The sequence below is a fragment of the Nitrospira sp. genome (genome assembly GCA_030653545.1).
GTDB lineage: Bacteria > Nitrospirota > Nitrospiria > Nitrospirales > Nitrospiraceae > Nitrospira_D.
This window is the reverse complement of sequence record JAURZE010000007.1, coordinates 62,254-76,488: the sequence shown is the minus strand read 5'-3', so window position 1 is coordinate 76,488 and position 14,235 is coordinate 62,254. Positions and strand designations below refer to the sequence as shown.

The 14,235-nt window shown below is 59.4% G+C and carries 13 protein-coding genes; all 13 read left to right on the top strand.

Annotated features, from left to right (window positions below; genetic code table 11):
* The first annotated feature begins 132 nt into the window (after positions 1-132).
* The 13 genes from Q7U39_02620 (at position 133) to Q7U39_02560 (ending at position 14,223) form a co-directional block, all read left to right on the top strand.
* Entirely contained in the window at positions 133-612 is a 480-nt protein-coding gene (locus Q7U39_02620) for a DUF4149 domain-containing protein (protein MDO9116827.1), read from the top strand.
* A gap of 128 nt (positions 613-740) precedes the next feature.
* Positions 741-2,003 carry a hypothetical protein gene (locus Q7U39_02615; protein ID MDO9116826.1) on the top strand — a complete coding sequence of 421 codons (1,263 nt, stop codon included), beginning with the start codon at positions 741-743 and terminating at the stop codon, positions 2,001-2,003.
* A 274-nt stretch (positions 2,004-2,277) separates the two neighbouring features.
* Complete coding sequence (locus tag Q7U39_02610; protein MDO9116825.1) at positions 2,278-2,718, top strand: DUF2231 domain-containing protein; 441 nt, start codon at positions 2,278-2,280, stop codon at positions 2,716-2,718.
* An 11-nt stretch (positions 2,719-2,729) separates the two neighbouring features.
* Positions 2,730-3,197 carry a hypothetical protein gene (locus Q7U39_02605; GenBank protein ID MDO9116824.1) on the top strand — a complete coding sequence of 156 codons (468 nt, stop codon included), beginning with the start codon at positions 2,730-2,732 and terminating at the stop codon, positions 3,195-3,197.
* A 306-nt stretch (positions 3,198-3,503) separates the two neighbouring features.
* Complete coding sequence (locus Q7U39_02600; protein ID MDO9116823.1) at positions 3,504-4,490, top strand: NAD(P)/FAD-dependent oxidoreductase; 987 nt, start codon at positions 3,504-3,506, stop codon at positions 4,488-4,490.
* Between the two features lie 112 nt (positions 4,491-4,602).
* Positions 4,603-5,406: a sulfite exporter TauE/SafE family protein gene (locus Q7U39_02595; GenBank protein MDO9116822.1), complete on the top strand. Its 804-nt coding sequence runs from the start codon at positions 4,603-4,605 to the stop codon at positions 5,404-5,406.
* Complete coding sequence (locus Q7U39_02590; protein MDO9116821.1) at positions 5,403-5,948, top strand: ubiquinol-cytochrome c reductase iron-sulfur subunit; 546 nt, start codon at positions 5,403-5,405, stop codon at positions 5,946-5,948. The genes Q7U39_02595 and Q7U39_02590 overlap by 4 nt, the downstream gene beginning before the upstream one ends.
* Positions 5,949-6,057: 109 nt before the next feature.
* Positions 6,058-7,383 carry a cytochrome b N-terminal domain-containing protein gene (locus Q7U39_02585; GenBank protein MDO9116820.1) on the top strand — a complete coding sequence of 442 codons (1,326 nt, stop codon included), beginning with the start codon at positions 6,058-6,060 and terminating at the stop codon, positions 7,381-7,383.
* A 63-nt stretch (positions 7,384-7,446) separates the two neighbouring features.
* Entirely contained in the window at positions 7,447-7,635 is a 189-nt protein-coding gene (locus tag Q7U39_02580) for a DUF2892 domain-containing protein (protein ID MDO9116819.1), read from the top strand.
* Between the two features lie 120 nt (positions 7,636-7,755).
* On the top strand, positions 7,756-8,811 hold the full coding sequence (locus Q7U39_02575) for an efflux RND transporter periplasmic adaptor subunit (GenBank protein ID MDO9116818.1): 1,056 nt from the start codon (positions 7,756-7,758) through the stop codon (positions 8,809-8,811).
* A 9-nt stretch (positions 8,812-8,820) separates the two neighbouring features.
* Positions 8,821-12,021, top strand: a complete 3,201-nt coding sequence (locus tag Q7U39_02570) for an efflux RND transporter permease subunit (protein ID MDO9116817.1) — start codon at positions 8,821-8,823, stop codon at positions 12,019-12,021.
* Between the two features lie 310 nt (positions 12,022-12,331).
* On the top strand, positions 12,332-13,018 hold the full coding sequence (locus Q7U39_02565) for an HAD family hydrolase (GenBank protein MDO9116816.1): 687 nt from the start codon (positions 12,332-12,334) through the stop codon (positions 13,016-13,018).
* Complete coding sequence (locus Q7U39_02560) at positions 13,018-14,223, top strand: acetate/propionate family kinase (GenBank protein ID MDO9116815.1); 1,206 nt, start codon at positions 13,018-13,020, stop codon at positions 14,221-14,223. The genes Q7U39_02565 and Q7U39_02560 overlap by 1 nt, the downstream gene beginning before the upstream one ends.
* Positions 14,224-14,235 lie beyond the last annotated feature (12 nt).

Here is a 14,235-nt window from a genome sequence, read left to right as displayed (position 1 = left end):
CCGCAGTCTGACGGCGATGAGGAATCCAGCGCGCTGAGCCTCGCTCAGCGCGCCCTTAACACGGTTCCATCGAGCGTCACGCAGGCAGCCCCCTTGATGCTTGTCTTGCAGAAGTCGTAGAGTCGCTCGATCATGTCGCAATTTGCTCTCGTCTGGATACATCTCATCGCAGCGGTCGGTTGGGTCGGCGGAACGATCTTTCTTTCTCTGGTGCTGGCCCCGTCCTATCGCGCGCTGGCCTCGAAACCCGAAGCCGGCATGTTATTCAGGACGTCGGCAAAGAGGTTTCGTTTGGTCGTATGGGGAGCGGTCGCTATTCTGTTATTGACCGGTCCCATGCTGGTCTTGTCCCACGGATGGCCGCTCTTCGAGCCTGCCCGATGGCCATCCCCCTTGGGGGTCAAGCTCTCGCTGGTTGCAGTGCTGCTGCTGATGACCCTGGCTCACGATCTCGTGCTCGGCCCTCGCGTCCGGGCGATTCTTGCCCTTCCATCTGACAAAAGATCTGCCTCGGACCGGACCGTTCTGGCTGCGGCTTCCTGGCTCCCTCGCGTGGCCCTCGTGCTCTCCCTGGCCGTCTTATTTGCCGCCGTCATGCTGGCCCGGTCGTAGCGGCTGCCGGTTGCCTGAGTCGGTCGGTTGCGCTCCTACAGCATTCCTTCTAAGCTACGCACCAGGGTGCCAGGGGCGAGCGGGTAATTTGTCTCGTTCGCGTCACGTGATGCAGAAGGAGGCCAGCAATGATGAGACAGACAGGTGTGACAGGGCGAACAGCGATGTTCGCTACAATGATCGGTGGATGTGTGGCCTTGGCGGCGGCATTGGGCAGCGCGGCGCCCGTTTCTGCCTATGAAGTCTGGTTGACCGATCAATCTGATACCGGCAAGGAGAGCGGCGGCTATCTCCATATCTACGACGGTGCGCAGCTGGCGGCGAATCCTGCCTCGGCAAAGCCGACGATGACGATCGACTTTGCCGGCGATATCGGCAAGTTCTGCGAGGAGGCGACCAAGAAGGCGGTGCGCCGTCCGCATATGCTGTTCTTCAACAAGAATCAGGATCACGCGATCATCTCTTTCCTGAGCGGCCACGTCCTGTTCATGGATGCGGCGACAAAGAAGCCGGACGCCTGTCTCTCCATGGGAAAGAATGTCCATGCCGCCTGGCCGACGCCGGATCAGAAGATGGCGATTGCCGCGAATATTGCGGAAAAGAAATTCATCCGGATCTGGACGGACTATGCCGCGCATAAGTTCAGCTTCGACCCGGAGAAAGATGTCGTGAACCTGGTTGCGTTCGAAGGGGGCGAGCGTCCCGATACGTCGCCGATCTGTCCCATCACCGAATCGTCGAGCCACTATGCGTTCGTGACGCTGCGCGGCGGCGGGTTGCTGGTGTTCGATGTGACGGCGACTCCGATGAAGGCAGTGGCGATGCTGGACAACAACCAGATTCATCCGGCCGGCTGCGGCGGAGTGCAAGTCGGTGACACGATGTATATCAATTCCGGCGGCGGGTGGCCGGTGGCGCCCCTCTCCTACGATGTGTATGCGCTGGACATCTCAGGCTTGCCCGCCAAAGTGTCCGCGAAACTGGTTTCGCAGCGGGACGACAAGTTTGCCGATTCGCACGGCATGATCGGCGTCGGCCGCTATGTCTGGAGTGCGGATCGGGCCGGCAATAACGTCGAGATCATCGACACGCTCAGTAACTTCTCGGTAGGTTCAATCGGCCTGGTGAGTGACGCGAACCAGGATCCGGCTCCCGATTTGATGGATGTCGCGCCGGATGGACAGTACGTCTTCGTCGGTCTTCGTGGCCCCAATCCATTAACCGGCAACGATAAGGTCGCGCACAACGCCAAGGGGACCATCCCCGGTGTCGGTGTGATCCATGTGGATGCCGGTGGCAAAGTCGGGCATTACAAAGGGCAGGCGACCATTTCGAATAAGAAAGACGATAAAGAAACCGCCGATACTCACGGAATCGCGGTTAGAAAATAACGAGTGCGATGCACAGGCCGCCGGATGCATGTCTGGAGGCCTGTGCTGTTTTCTCTTCCCCCCCTCCCGCCACCCGCATCCTTTCCATTTCAGTGACTGGCCCATTCCGCGACAGTGCGATCCATGTCACTGTGGAAAGACTCCCCGTCTTACCGGGTCGCCGCGCGCAATGAAGGGCATTTACATGAATTTGCAGCATGAATAGCTCCGATTGTTGCGGGGGAGGTACGGCCCTGTGCTTGCACTCTGATGGGCAGGCAAGAGGAGGTCACTTATGCATCCCATCCATCCCATGTTGGTGCACTTTCCGATCGCGCTCTTATCGGCTGCGGTGTTCTTCGACCTTCTCGGGCTTCGTTGGCGAGGGGATGAGTGCCGGACGGTCAGTCTCTATACACTGGTGTTGGGACTTGCAGGCGCGCTCGCGGCCGTAATCTCCGGTCATATGGCTGAAGAAGCCGTTGAGCACAGCGGCGTTCCAGAGTCGGTGCTTGAGCTGCATGAGGGGTTGGGTTTTGCGACGTTCTGGATTTTCCTCGGGCTGCTGGGATGGCGAGTTATCACGGGGCTCGGGTTCGTCAGGGAGCGGCGCGCAGTCTCCGTGGGACTTGGCATTGTGGGAGTTGTTGTGCTCTTGGTGGCCAGTTATTACGGCGGGAGTCTGGTCTATGACTATGGCGCCGGCGTGGCGGGGTATCCCGCGAAAAATCCTTGAAAGGAACTAAGATGAAAACACGCTTCTGCATCGTTGCGGTTGTGCTCTGGGTCGTCACGCTCGTCGGAGCCGGTTGGTTTTTCGTGAACGGTTTGACGACCCAAGGAGCTGACGGTCGCATGGAAATACGACTGGCTTCAGGCGAGCGGGATCTGATCCTTGGGGAAATGCGGCAGCTGCTGAAGGCGGTGCACGGCGTGGTGACAGGATTGAGCACTCCGGACGGTGACATGAAAGCCGTAGAACAGGCGGCGCGCGCCGCCGGCATGGGTATGGCGGCAGATGTGGATCCGGCGATCATGGTGAAGCTTCCGCTGCCGTTCAAACAGATGGGAATGTCGATCCATCGTGATATGGATGCCCTGGCCGATGCGATCGCGCAGAAGGAAACGCCGCAACAGATTCTGCAGCGTTTGTCGAGTATGACGGCGCGCTGCACGACATGCCACGATTTGTATCGATTCGGTCTGAGCCAATAGCTGTCAGCCGACAGCTTTCAGCTATCAGCATGAGAGTGATATCTGAGATAGCAATGATAGAGACGATTAAACCTGGATGATTCCGAATCCATTTTGCGCGTGAAGGCTCACACCATCAGGGATGACGACTCGTTTGAATGGCTGAAAGCTGATTGCTGATAGCTGACGGCTTCTGAGAAAAGGTGGGTGGCTGTCGGGTGGCGAACGAGAAAGGATATCAGCTTTGCGTTGGGGCCGGGGTTGGAGAAAAAGGGCATCGAGTATCTCCATGCCATGGCGGACCGGATCGAACCGGAGTAGAATCGGGTGATCACGTCAAAAGGCGAGGTGCCGTACGATTACCTGATCATCGCGACGGGTCCCAAGCTGAATTTCGGCGCGGTCCCAGGACTGGGGCCCAGCGGCTACACCCAATCCATTTGCAATGTGGACCATGCCGAGCAGGCCTGGGGCTCGTACCAGGCCTTCCTTAAGAATCCCGGTCCTATCGTCGTCGGGGCGGCTCAGGGCGCGTCCTGCTTCGGACCGGCCTATGAGATGGCGTTCATTTTGGACACTGACTTGCGGGAAAGGAAACTGCGGAAGAAAGTGCCGATCTATTTCGTGACGCCGGAGCCCTATGTCGGGCATATGGGATTGGCCGGGGTGGGAGCTTCGCGCCGCCTCATGGAGGACGAGTTCGCCGAACATTCCATCAAGCCGATTCCGAATAGTGCGATCAAAGAGATTCAGCCGGGCAAAGTGCTGTTGGAAGGCGGGCAGGAGGTTCCGTTCCGCTATTCGATGTTCATTCCGCCGTTTGCCGGAGTGGATGCGGTAGCTGGCACGCCGGGCTTGTGCAACCCCAAGGGCTTCGTGAACATCGATGCCTATCAGGCCAACCCCAAGTACAAGAATATTTATTCGGTCGGCGTCTGTGTGGCCATACCACCGGTCGAAGTGACCCCCATCCCGACCGGCGCTCCCAAGACCGGCTACATGATCGAATCGATGGTCTCCGCGGCGGTTCATAATATCAAGGCCGATATGGAGAACGATCCCAAGCGCGATACGGCGACATGGAACGCGATCTGTTTGGCCGACATGGGGGACACGGGCGTCGCGTTCGTGGCCTTGCCGCAGATGGCGCCGAGAAATGTGACCTGGGCGAGGAAGGGCAAGTGGGTTCATCTGGCCAAGATCGGGTTGGAGAAGTATTTTCTCCATAAGATGAAGCGCGGGATCAGCGAGCCGTGCTATGAGAAAGTGATTCTGAAGGCGCTGGGTATAGAAAAGCTGGATAGGCCGGTATGAATACGATTGCTCTGCTCCCTGGCTCAGGGGGTGCCGGCAGGGAGCGTGATCTACAAGAATGACAAACCGTGTCGAATGACGGACCTGTCATGAGCGTAAGAAGAAGCCACGCATGACGGGCGGAGAGCCAACGGTCCTTGCTGTGGTGGTGGGAAGCCTGGTGGGGCTCTCGCTGGGCGTGACGGGGAGCGGTGGATCGCTGATCGCGATTCCTCTCCTGGTCTATGTGCTCGGGACGAGCGTGCAGGAAGCCGTGAGCCTTTCGCTCGCGCTCGTTGCCGCCGCTGCTGGCATCGGGGCTATCGAATCCTTTCAGTCGGGTCTTGTCAAGGTGAAGGCGGCGCTCCTGTTGAGCGGGGCCGGGATGCTCGGCGGGTGGGTGGGAGCCGCAGGGCACCGGCTGGTGCGGGAGGAAATCACGCTCCTGCTCTTCGGCGTGTTGATGATTGTGGCAGCCGGGCAGATGTGGTGGCGTACGACATTGCGGGACGATCCTGAGGAGCGTAGCATCTGTGCGGATCTGTTTCCGCGGACCTGTTGGGTGAAAGTGAGCGGAATTGGACTGGTGGTCGGGCTGCTGACCGGATTCTTCGGGGTCGGGGGAGGGTTTGTGATAGTACCGGCGCTGACCCTGCTGCTCGGATTTCCGATGCGTGTGGCAGTGGGGACGTCGCTGTTGATCATCACGCTCATCGCGGTGGCTGGCGTCGCTGCGCATGTCCGTCTCGCTCCGCTGGATCTGCGCGTCCTCTCGGTCTTGATCGTCGGAGCCATTATCGGAATGTTGGCAGGGAGACAGGTGAGTCGCGCCCTCTCCCCCAAGTGCTTAACCAGAGCGTTTGCTGTCGTCGCCTGGGCGGTCGCGGTGATCCTCATCGGCCATAATCTCTGGAAGATCAAGGGAGGACTATTGTGAGCGAGCACCAGGGGGGCGGTGAAGCGGGAGGGGCCCATACACCTGTCGGGACGCGGCGGACATTTTTCGGCTGGGTCACAAAGGTGGCGGCCGGTCTGATCGGGCTCGGGCTGGCGATTCCGCTGGCCGGCTATGTCATTTCTCCGGCCTTGAAGCGGAGGGCGCGCCCCTGGGTGGATGTCGGCAGTCTGGAAGACGTGTCGCTCGGCGATCCCAAACAACTCGATCATGTCACGACGATTCAGGACGGGTATTTGAAGAGCCAATCACAGAAGGCGGTCTGGGCTGTCAAGCAACCGGACGGACAGGTCAGAGTATTCTCTCCGATGTGCACCCATCTCGGCTGCGGCTATCGTTGGGATGGCGAGGAGAAGCAGTTCAAGTGTCCCTGCCACGGCAGCGTGTTCGACATCGAAGGCAAGGTGGTGGCAGGGCCTGCGCCGCGTCCGCTGGATCTCTTGCCCTCCAAGGTCGAGAACGGCCGTCTCCTTGTGGTCTTCAAGGAATTCAAGCCCGGAACCCGGGACGTCGTGGAACTCTAATTGCGCCGGAACGGCGGGCTCGAGCGAATTGGGTGAAACGTAGCGGATGCTTTTCTCGCGAGTCTGGCTTGTCGCGCTCCGCTCGCGAACGAAGAAACAGGAAGGTGACATGGCTTCTCGAATCTATACCTGGCTCGATAGCCGGCTCAATCTGAAGCCGGTTGAACGGACTCTTCTAGACGAGCCCATCCCGGGCGGCGCCAGCTGGATTTATGTCTTCGGCTCGGCCACGCTGTTTCTCTTCCTGCTGCAAGCGGTCACCGGCATGTTCCTCGCTGTCTACTATGCGCCGACGCCCGATCATGCCTACGACAGTATTCAGTTCATTGAAGAACAAGTCACGTTCGGCGCGTTCGTGCGCGGCCTCCACCACTGGGGGGCCTCCGCCATGGTCGTGGCGATCGGGCTCCATATGCTCCAGGCGTTTCTGTACGGGGCGTACAAACCGCCGCGCGAAGTGATGTGGATGGTGGGCGTGGTGCTCTTTCTCATTGTGATGGCCTTCGCCTTCACCGGCTATCTGCTCCCATGGGATCAGACGGCCTACTGGGCGACGCAGATCGGCCTCAATATGGTGGGCACCGTACCGGTGGTCGGAGAGTTCTTGATGCGGGTCATGCGAGGCGGGGAAGTGCTGGGGGCGCTCACGCTGTCCCGGTTCTTTGCCGTCCACGTGCTCTTTCTGCCGGCGCTCCTGATCGGCTTGATCGCCGCCCATCTCTTCATTCTGCGGCGTGTGGGGCCGGCCGGTCCCTGGACCGATGAGCGGGCGTCACTGGGTAGCGAGACGTTCTATCCGCGGCAGGTCTATATGGATGCCGTCGTGATGCTGGGGGTGTTCACGGTCATATCGAGTCTGGCCCTGCTGGTGCCGTTCCCGCTGACCGACAAAGCGAATCCGTCCGACACGAGTTTTGTGCCGGTGCCGGAGTGGTATTTCCTCTTCTATTACGAGTTGCTGAAGTACGTCCATGGGCCGCTGGAGCCGCTGGCGACTTGGGTGCTGCCGATGCTCGTCGTCCTCGGCATGCTGTTCTGGCCCTTCATCGACAGGAACCCGGTGCGGAATCCGATCAAGCGGCCGGCGGCGCTGGCAGCGGGGGCGGTGTTTCTCGTCGTGGTGTTTTCCCTGTTGGGCCTTTCCCTCAAGAATCTCTACGCCGTCCCGCGAGTCGATCCGGCCATTGCGAAAGGGCGCGCCCTGTTTTATCAATTCGGGTGCGTCGGCTGCCATCGCATTCACGGTGAAGGGGGCGCGATCGGGCCGGACTTGTCCTTCGTCGGCGATAAGAGGCCGGAACGTGAATGGCATCTGAAGCATTTCAAGGATCCCCAATCGGTATCGCCCGGGTCGTTCATGCCGAAGTTTCCGCTCAGCGATCCCCAACTGAATGAGCTGACGAGCTATATGCTCAGCCTCAAGAAAACGCCGTGATCGGGTCGGGCGAATCCTTTGCCTGTGGGCGGACTCACACAGGCAAGAGGAAAGGAGGGACCTATGAAACTCAACGAGCTGCTGCGATTGATTGCCGGGGTGTTTGTCTTGCTGGCCATTGTCCTGGGGGCGACGGTTCATCCGTACTGGAATTACTTTGCCGCCTTTGTTGCGGCGAACTTGATCCAGTCGGCATTTACGGGCTGGTGCCCGATGATGGCCCTTCTGAGGAAGCTGGGCGTGCAAGAGTAGCCAGGCTGGTGCGAACAAGCAGGGCTTCGGTTAAGGTTGGATCGTGTTCTGCCGTCACCTAAAGATGAACGACACACGTGGTTGTATTTGCGCGGGACCGCGGCACAAGGACCAATGGTTATGACGGGCATACGATGGATTCTTGCGACTGTCCTCCTGGCGGCAGGATGTAGCTCCAAAGAGGAACCGGCCACCGCGGTGGTTGCTGCCGCATCGCCGGCAGCCATTCAGGTCGCCGTCGTTGAGATCAAGCCCGCTCAGGTTCCTGTCCGTGTCGAGGTGACCGGTCAAATCATGCCGATCTTTCAGGCCACGCTGTCCAGCCGCATCCAAGGCACGATCGATACCTTGCTGGTGAGAGAAGGCACGCGTGTTTCAAAGGGGCAGATGCTCATTCAGCTCGACAGCCGCGACGTACAAGCCGATCTGGCGCGCGCCTCGGCGGAAGTTGAGAATGCCAAGGCCCAGTTGGATCGCATGAAGATGCTCTATGGTCAGGACGCGGTGTCGAAGCAGGAAATGGAGAATGCCACCCGATCGTTCAAGGTTGCGGAGGCGAATCGCAAGTCAGTGCTCGCGCAGCTGAGTTATACCGTCGTGAAGGCACCCTTCGACGGGGTCATCACCGAAAAGAAAGTGGAGGCAGGGGAGCTGGCCTCGCCCGGTCAACCCTTGCTGAAGATGGAAGATCCGCTCCAACTCCGACTGGAGGCGACGGTGGCGGAAGGTGATCTCAAATCGATTACTCGGGGAGACAAGATTGCTGTACTCATCGATGCGCTGGAGACTCAGGTTCTGAACGGAGTGGTGAGTCAGATCCTGCCGGCCGGCGATCCCCAAACCCACACCTTCATGGTGAAAGTCGACCTTCCCAAGACCCCGGGGTTGAAAACCGGGATGTTCGGCCGCTTTCAGTTGGACAAAGGGACCAGTCGCACAATCCTGATTCCGGCGTCTTCTGTGGTCGAACGCGGGGAACTGACGAGTGTCTATGTCGTCGGGGCCGACCGGATCGCCAGGCTCCGGTGGATTAAGGCCGGACGACGGTTTGATCAGCAACTGGAAATTCTTTCCGGCGTGAACCTGGGCGAACGGGTGTTGACGGATGGCAGCCGGGGCATCGACGGTGCGCCCGTGCAGATCCTCGACGCCGTTGCCGCCCCGGCGACGCCCTAACCGCGCGCTATGGATCAGTATCGCCCAGGGCTCAGCGGTCGAATTGCCGCGCTGTTTATCGGGAGCAAGTTGACGCCGCTGATTATGCTGGCGGCATTGTTGCTGGGCCTGTTTGCCATCATCGTCACCCCTCGCGAAGAAGAACCGCAGATCGTCGTCCCAATGGCCGACGTGTGGTTGCCCTTTCCCGGCGCCTCCGCCAAGATCGTCGAAGAACAACTGACCAAGCCCTTCGAGCGCAAACTCTCTGAGATCAAAGGCGTGGAGTATGTCTATTCGATCTCGCGGCCCGGCGGCGCGTTGATCATCGTGCGCTTCTATGTCGGCCAGCCGATGGAGCAGAGTCTGGTCGATCTCTACGACAAGCTGATGTCGAACCAGGATCTTCTGCCGCCGGGAGCCGAGCCGTTTCTTGTCAAACCCAAAGACGTCAACGACGTGCCGATTGTGACCGTGACGCTGTCGAGTCAGCGGTACGGTGAGTTTGACCTGCATCAGTTGGCTGAACAGGTGTTGGAGGAGACGAAGAAGGTTCCCGGGACCTCCGGCGGCTTCATCGTCGGGGGACGGTTGCGCGAATTGCGCGTGCAGATCGATCCCACGCGATTGAAGGCCTATGGTCTGACCCCGTTGCAGGTGGCCGGCGTGATTCGCGGCGAGAATCGGGCCTTGCCGACGGGCCGGTTCGACAGCCGCAATCAGAGCTTTCTGGTGGAAACGGGGCGGTTCATTCGATCCCGTGAGGACTTGGACGCGTTAGTGGTCGGCGTGAATGAGCAGCGCCCGGTGTATCTCCGGCAGGTGGCAGACGTCACCGATGGTCCGAACGAGGCGAAGCAGTACGTCTGGTTCGGGGCGCGTGATCAGGACGAGGAGCCCGCCGTGACCGTGGCGATCGCCAAGCAGGGCGGGATGAATGCCGTAAGCGTGGCCGAGAGCGTCATTCGTAAGGTGGAGGACATGAAGGGGAGAACGATCCCGGCGGACGTGCGCGTGACGGTGACGCGCGACTACGGGGACACCGCTCGCGAAAAGGCCAACGAATTGCTCTGGCATCTCTTCATTGCGGTGGCCGCGGTGGTGGCGTTTCTCGGACTGACGCTGGGGCTTCGCCCGGCTCTCGTCGTGTCGCTGGCGATTCCCTTGACGCTGGCCTTGACGCTGTTTACGTCGATGCTCATCGGCTACACGATCAATCGAGTCACGCTCTTTGCGTTGATCTTCTCCATCGGGATTCTGGTGGACGACGCGATCGTGGTGGTCGAGAACACCTATCGTCATTTGACGCTGCGCCTGAAGCCTCACCAGGAAGCGTCGATCTATGCGGTCGACGAAGTCGGCAATCCCACGATCCTGGCTACGTTCACCGTGATTGCCGCGTTGCTTCCGATGGCGTTCGTGTCCGGATTGATGGGGCCCTACATGCGGCCGATTCCGGTGAATGCCTCCATTGCCATGTTCTTTTCGCTGCTCGTCGCGTTCATCGTCATTCCCTGGTTCTGCCAGACCTGCTATCGGCCGGGCGCCGTCGTGAAAGGAATCGATCATGAAGCGGACGAGCAGGGTGTGATCGCCCGCTGTTATCGTCGAGCGCTGTCACCGCTGCTGGCTCATCCGCTCCTCGCAGCCGCCTTTCTGGGTCTCGTCGCGCTCATGTTGGGCGGGGCCGTGATGCTGTTTTCGACCCGCCATGTCGTGGTGAAAATGCTGCCGTTCGACAACAAGAGTGAGATCCAATTGGTGATCGACATGCCGGAAGGCACCACGTTGGAAGAAACGGCGCGCGTGACCAAAGCGCTGTCGCAGTATGTGCGTACGGTTCCGGAGGTCCGCGACTATCAGGCGTATGTGGGCACGGCGTCGCCGTTCAACTTTAATGGACTGGTCCGCCACTATTATCTGCGGGAACAGCCGCATGAGGCCGATATGCAGATCAATCTCGTGGCCAAGGATGCGCGGAAGGCGCAGAGCCATGAGGTGGCCCAGCGGATTCGCCCTGCCTTGCAGGACATTGCCCGGCAGTTCAATGCGAACGTGAAAGTGGTGGAGGTGCCGCCGGGGCCTCCCGTGCAATCGGTGCTGGTGGCTGAAATATACGGACCTGATTACGGCCGGCAACTCGCTGTCGCGCGGGAGATCCGGGCGTTGATGGAATCCACGACCGGAGTGGTCGACGTGGACGACTATATTGAAGCCGATCAGGTGAAGTACCTGTTTACCGTCGATCGGGCGAAAGCGGCACTGGCCGGTATTCCGTCCGAGGAAATCGTGCACACGCTGCGGATGGCGCTGGAGGGCACGAAGATCGGATTGGTCCACATCCCCCAGGAAAAGAGTCCGGTGCAAATCGTGCTGCGTTTGCCGCTGGCTGAGCGGACCGGCCTTGAGCATATCGGGGAGATCGGCTTGCGCACGCATACCGGCGGGATGGTGCAACTCTCCGAGCTCCTGACCGTGGAGCAGACGATCCAAGAGAAGGCGATCTATCATAAGAATCAGAAGCCGGTGGTCTATGTCGTCGCCGACGTGGGCGGGCCAGGCGCAGAAAAGGCCGAAAGCCCGGTCTATGGCGTGCTCGGTGTCGGAAAGAAGCTGGAAGCCTATCGGCCGGCAGAAGGGTATCAACTGGAGCAGTACTATGCGTCACAACCCTGGTCGGAAGACCAATTGAGCATGAAGTGGGACGGGGAATGGCAGATCACCTATGAAACGTTTCGCGACATGGGGATCGCCTTTGCGGTCGCGATGCTCCTGATCTATCTGTTGATCGTCGGGCAGTTCCAATCGTTTCTGACGCCGGTCATCATCATGGCGCCGATCCCGCTCACGCTCATCGGGATTCTTCCGGGGCACTGGCTGACCGGCTCATATTTCACGGCGACGTCCATGATCGGCTTTATTGCGTTGTCCGGTATCATCGTGCGGAACTCTATTTTACTGGTGGACTTTATCCAGTTACAGGAACGGGCGGGTGTGCCGTTGCTGGAAGCCGTCATCACGGCCGGTGCGATTCGCACCAGACCTATTTTGCTGACGGCCGCCGCGCTGATGGTCGGCGCGTTCGTGATTATCCTCGACCCCATCTTCCAAGGATTAGCCGTGTCGTTACTGTTCGGCGTGGGGGCGTCGACATTGCTCACGCTCATCGTCATTCCGTTGCTGTACTACCATGTGCAGCGGCGCTCTGCTGCTCCCGTGAGTGCTCCCTGAAAGCCGAATCCTGAAAAGGAAGCGGCCTCCGTTGCGCCGTTCGAGCGGAAGGTTCATTATTTGGATACTGGTGCGTTTCGCCACATCTCGTCAGAGAGTGCTGGGGAGAGGCTCCTCTGTTGAGCGCGTTCGATCTGCAACGGGCTCCGGCAACTGCTGAAATTGACTGCCGAGACGCATACTTGCTCTTGTCAGCCATGCAGGTCTTCTGCTTGCACTCTTCCACCAAGCGGAGTTTTGTCATGGCTGATAGTTTGGAAGGACGATAGATTCACGATAGCGGGTTGGTTCGCCTGAGAGGGAGTTTCTTATGTCGTCATCAGGCCTGGTGTTTCTGTTTGATGTCGATAACACGCTGCTGGACAACGATCGGGTCACGAAAGATCTCGCGGATTACCTCGATCAGGAAGTCGGGCACGAGCGGCAGCAACGTTATTGGATCATCTTCGAACAGTTGCGGGCCAAGCTGGGCTATGCAGACTATCTGGGTGCTCTGCAACAATACCGCATCGAGTATCCCCACGACCCCCATCTGTTAACGGTCTCACGCTTTCTGATTCATTACCCGTTTGCCGATCGGTTGTACCCGAAGGCGCTCGCCGTCGTGGAACATGCCAAGCGGTGGGGCAAGGTCGTCATCCTTTCCGATGGTGATGTGGTGTTTCAGCCGAGAAAGGTCGAGCGGTCGGGGTTGTTTGAGGCCGTCGGTGGGAATGTGTTGATCTATGTGCACAAGGAACAGGAGTTACAGGATGTGGCGAACCGGTATCCGGCTCAGCAGTATGTGCTGATCGACGACAAGCTGCGCATTCTTGCCGCGGTGAAAAAAATCTGGGGATCACGTGTGACGACGGTGCTTCCTCGTCAGGGGCACTATGCGTTGGATCAGCAGCTGCCTGGCCGGTATCCGTCGCCGGACGCGACGGTCGAGCGCATCGGAGACTTGCTGGATCATGATTGTTCGGCTTTGCCTGCCTCACTTCAGAGGAGAGCCTAATGTCGGCATTGCCTCATCCAGGTCCCGGCATCCTGGCGATCAATGCCGGTTCGTCCAGTATCAAGTTTGCGCTGTTTGAGGCCAAGCCGCAGCTGCGTCGTCTCATGGAAGGCCAGGTCGAACGCATCGGGTTGCTCGGCACCCGGTTGTCGATGACGGATGTCATGAGCCGCCGGACAGAGCAAGTCGCGATTCAGGGAGACGATCATGCGGCCTGTGTCGGGCCGCTGCTGGATTTGATTGAACAACGAGTCGGTCCCGCCGCTCTGGTGGCCGTGGGGCATCGCATTGTCCATGGCGGTATGAAATACAGCCGGCCTGAACCGGTAACTCCGGCAGTGATGGCTGAATTGCAGCGAATCAGCCCCTATGATCCGGAACACATGCCGGCAGAGATCGGCCTTGTGGAAGTGTTCAGCCGGCGTTATCCAGGGGTGCCTCACATCGCCTGTTTCGACACGGCCTTTCATCGCGACATGCCGCGCGTGGCTCGCCTGCTGGCGATCCCCAGAAAATATGACAAGATGGGCATCCAACGGTACGGATTTCACGGCTTGTCCTATGCATTTCTGATGAAGGAGTTGGCCGGAATCGGCAAGCAGGGGGAGGCTGAGGGGCGGGTCATTCTCGCGCATTTGGGAAACGGGGCCAGCCTGGCGGCGGTGACGGGCGGGAAGAGTATTGAAACGACCATGGGGTTCACGCCGGCATCGGGTCTGCCCATGAGCCGGCGCTCGGGCGATCTCGATCCGGGATTGATTTCCTATCTCACGCGAACGGAAGGCCTGACCGTGGAGCAGTTCCACAAGATGGTCAATTCAGAGTCCGGCCTGCTCGGCCTGTCGGAGAGCAGTGCTGATATACGCGATTTGCTCGCCCTGGAGGAGCAAGACCCGCGGGCGGCCGAAGCGGTCGCGCTGTTTTGTTATCAAGCGAAGAAAGCCATCGGCGCGTTGGCCGCCGCGTTAGGCGGGGTGGATACCCTGGTGTTCAGTGCCGGAATCGGCGAGCACTCGCCGGTCATCCGCGCCAGGGTCTGCGAGGGCTTGGGGTTTCTCGGCATCACGATTGATGATCGGCTCAACGAGATGAATGACGCCGTGATTTCGACAGAGGGTGGCCGGGTGACCGTTCGCGTCATCCATACGGACGAAGAGCGTGAAATTGCGCAATCCGTGCGTTCTGTACTGGCTAAGACAAAATAGGAGCGTTGAGAA

What these genes read in the sequence shown, in the direction of transcription:
- Q7U39_02620 (MDO9116827.1), top strand. Translation starts at nt 133, where the DNA reads ATGTCGCAATTTGCTCTCGTCTGGATACATCTCATCGCAGCGGTCGGT.
- Q7U39_02615 (MDO9116826.1), top strand. Translation starts at nt 741, where the DNA reads ATGATGAGACAGACAGGTGTGACAGGGCGAACAGCGATGTTCGCTACA.
- Q7U39_02610 (MDO9116825.1), top strand. Translation starts at nt 2,278, where the DNA reads ATGCATCCCATCCATCCCATGTTGGTGCACTTTCCGATCGCGCTCTTA.
- Q7U39_02605 (MDO9116824.1), top strand. Translation starts at nt 2,730, where the DNA reads ATGAAAACACGCTTCTGCATCGTTGCGGTTGTGCTCTGGGTCGTCACG.
- Q7U39_02595 (MDO9116822.1), top strand. Translation starts at nt 4,603, where the DNA reads ATGACGGGCGGAGAGCCAACGGTCCTTGCTGTGGTGGTGGGAAGCCTG.
- Q7U39_02585 (MDO9116820.1), top strand. Translation starts at nt 6,058, where the DNA reads ATGGCTTCTCGAATCTATACCTGGCTCGATAGCCGGCTCAATCTGAAG.
- Q7U39_02580 (MDO9116819.1), top strand. Translation starts at nt 7,447, where the DNA reads ATGAAACTCAACGAGCTGCTGCGATTGATTGCCGGGGTGTTTGTCTTG.
- Q7U39_02575 (MDO9116818.1), top strand. Translation starts at nt 7,756, where the DNA reads ATGACGGGCATACGATGGATTCTTGCGACTGTCCTCCTGGCGGCAGGA.
- Q7U39_02570 (MDO9116817.1), top strand. Translation starts at nt 8,821, where the DNA reads ATGGATCAGTATCGCCCAGGGCTCAGCGGTCGAATTGCCGCGCTGTTT.
- Q7U39_02565 (MDO9116816.1), top strand. Translation starts at nt 12,332, where the DNA reads ATGTCGTCATCAGGCCTGGTGTTTCTGTTTGATGTCGATAACACGCTG.
- Q7U39_02560 (MDO9116815.1), top strand. Translation starts at nt 13,018, where the DNA reads ATGTCGGCATTGCCTCATCCAGGTCCCGGCATCCTGGCGATCAATGCC.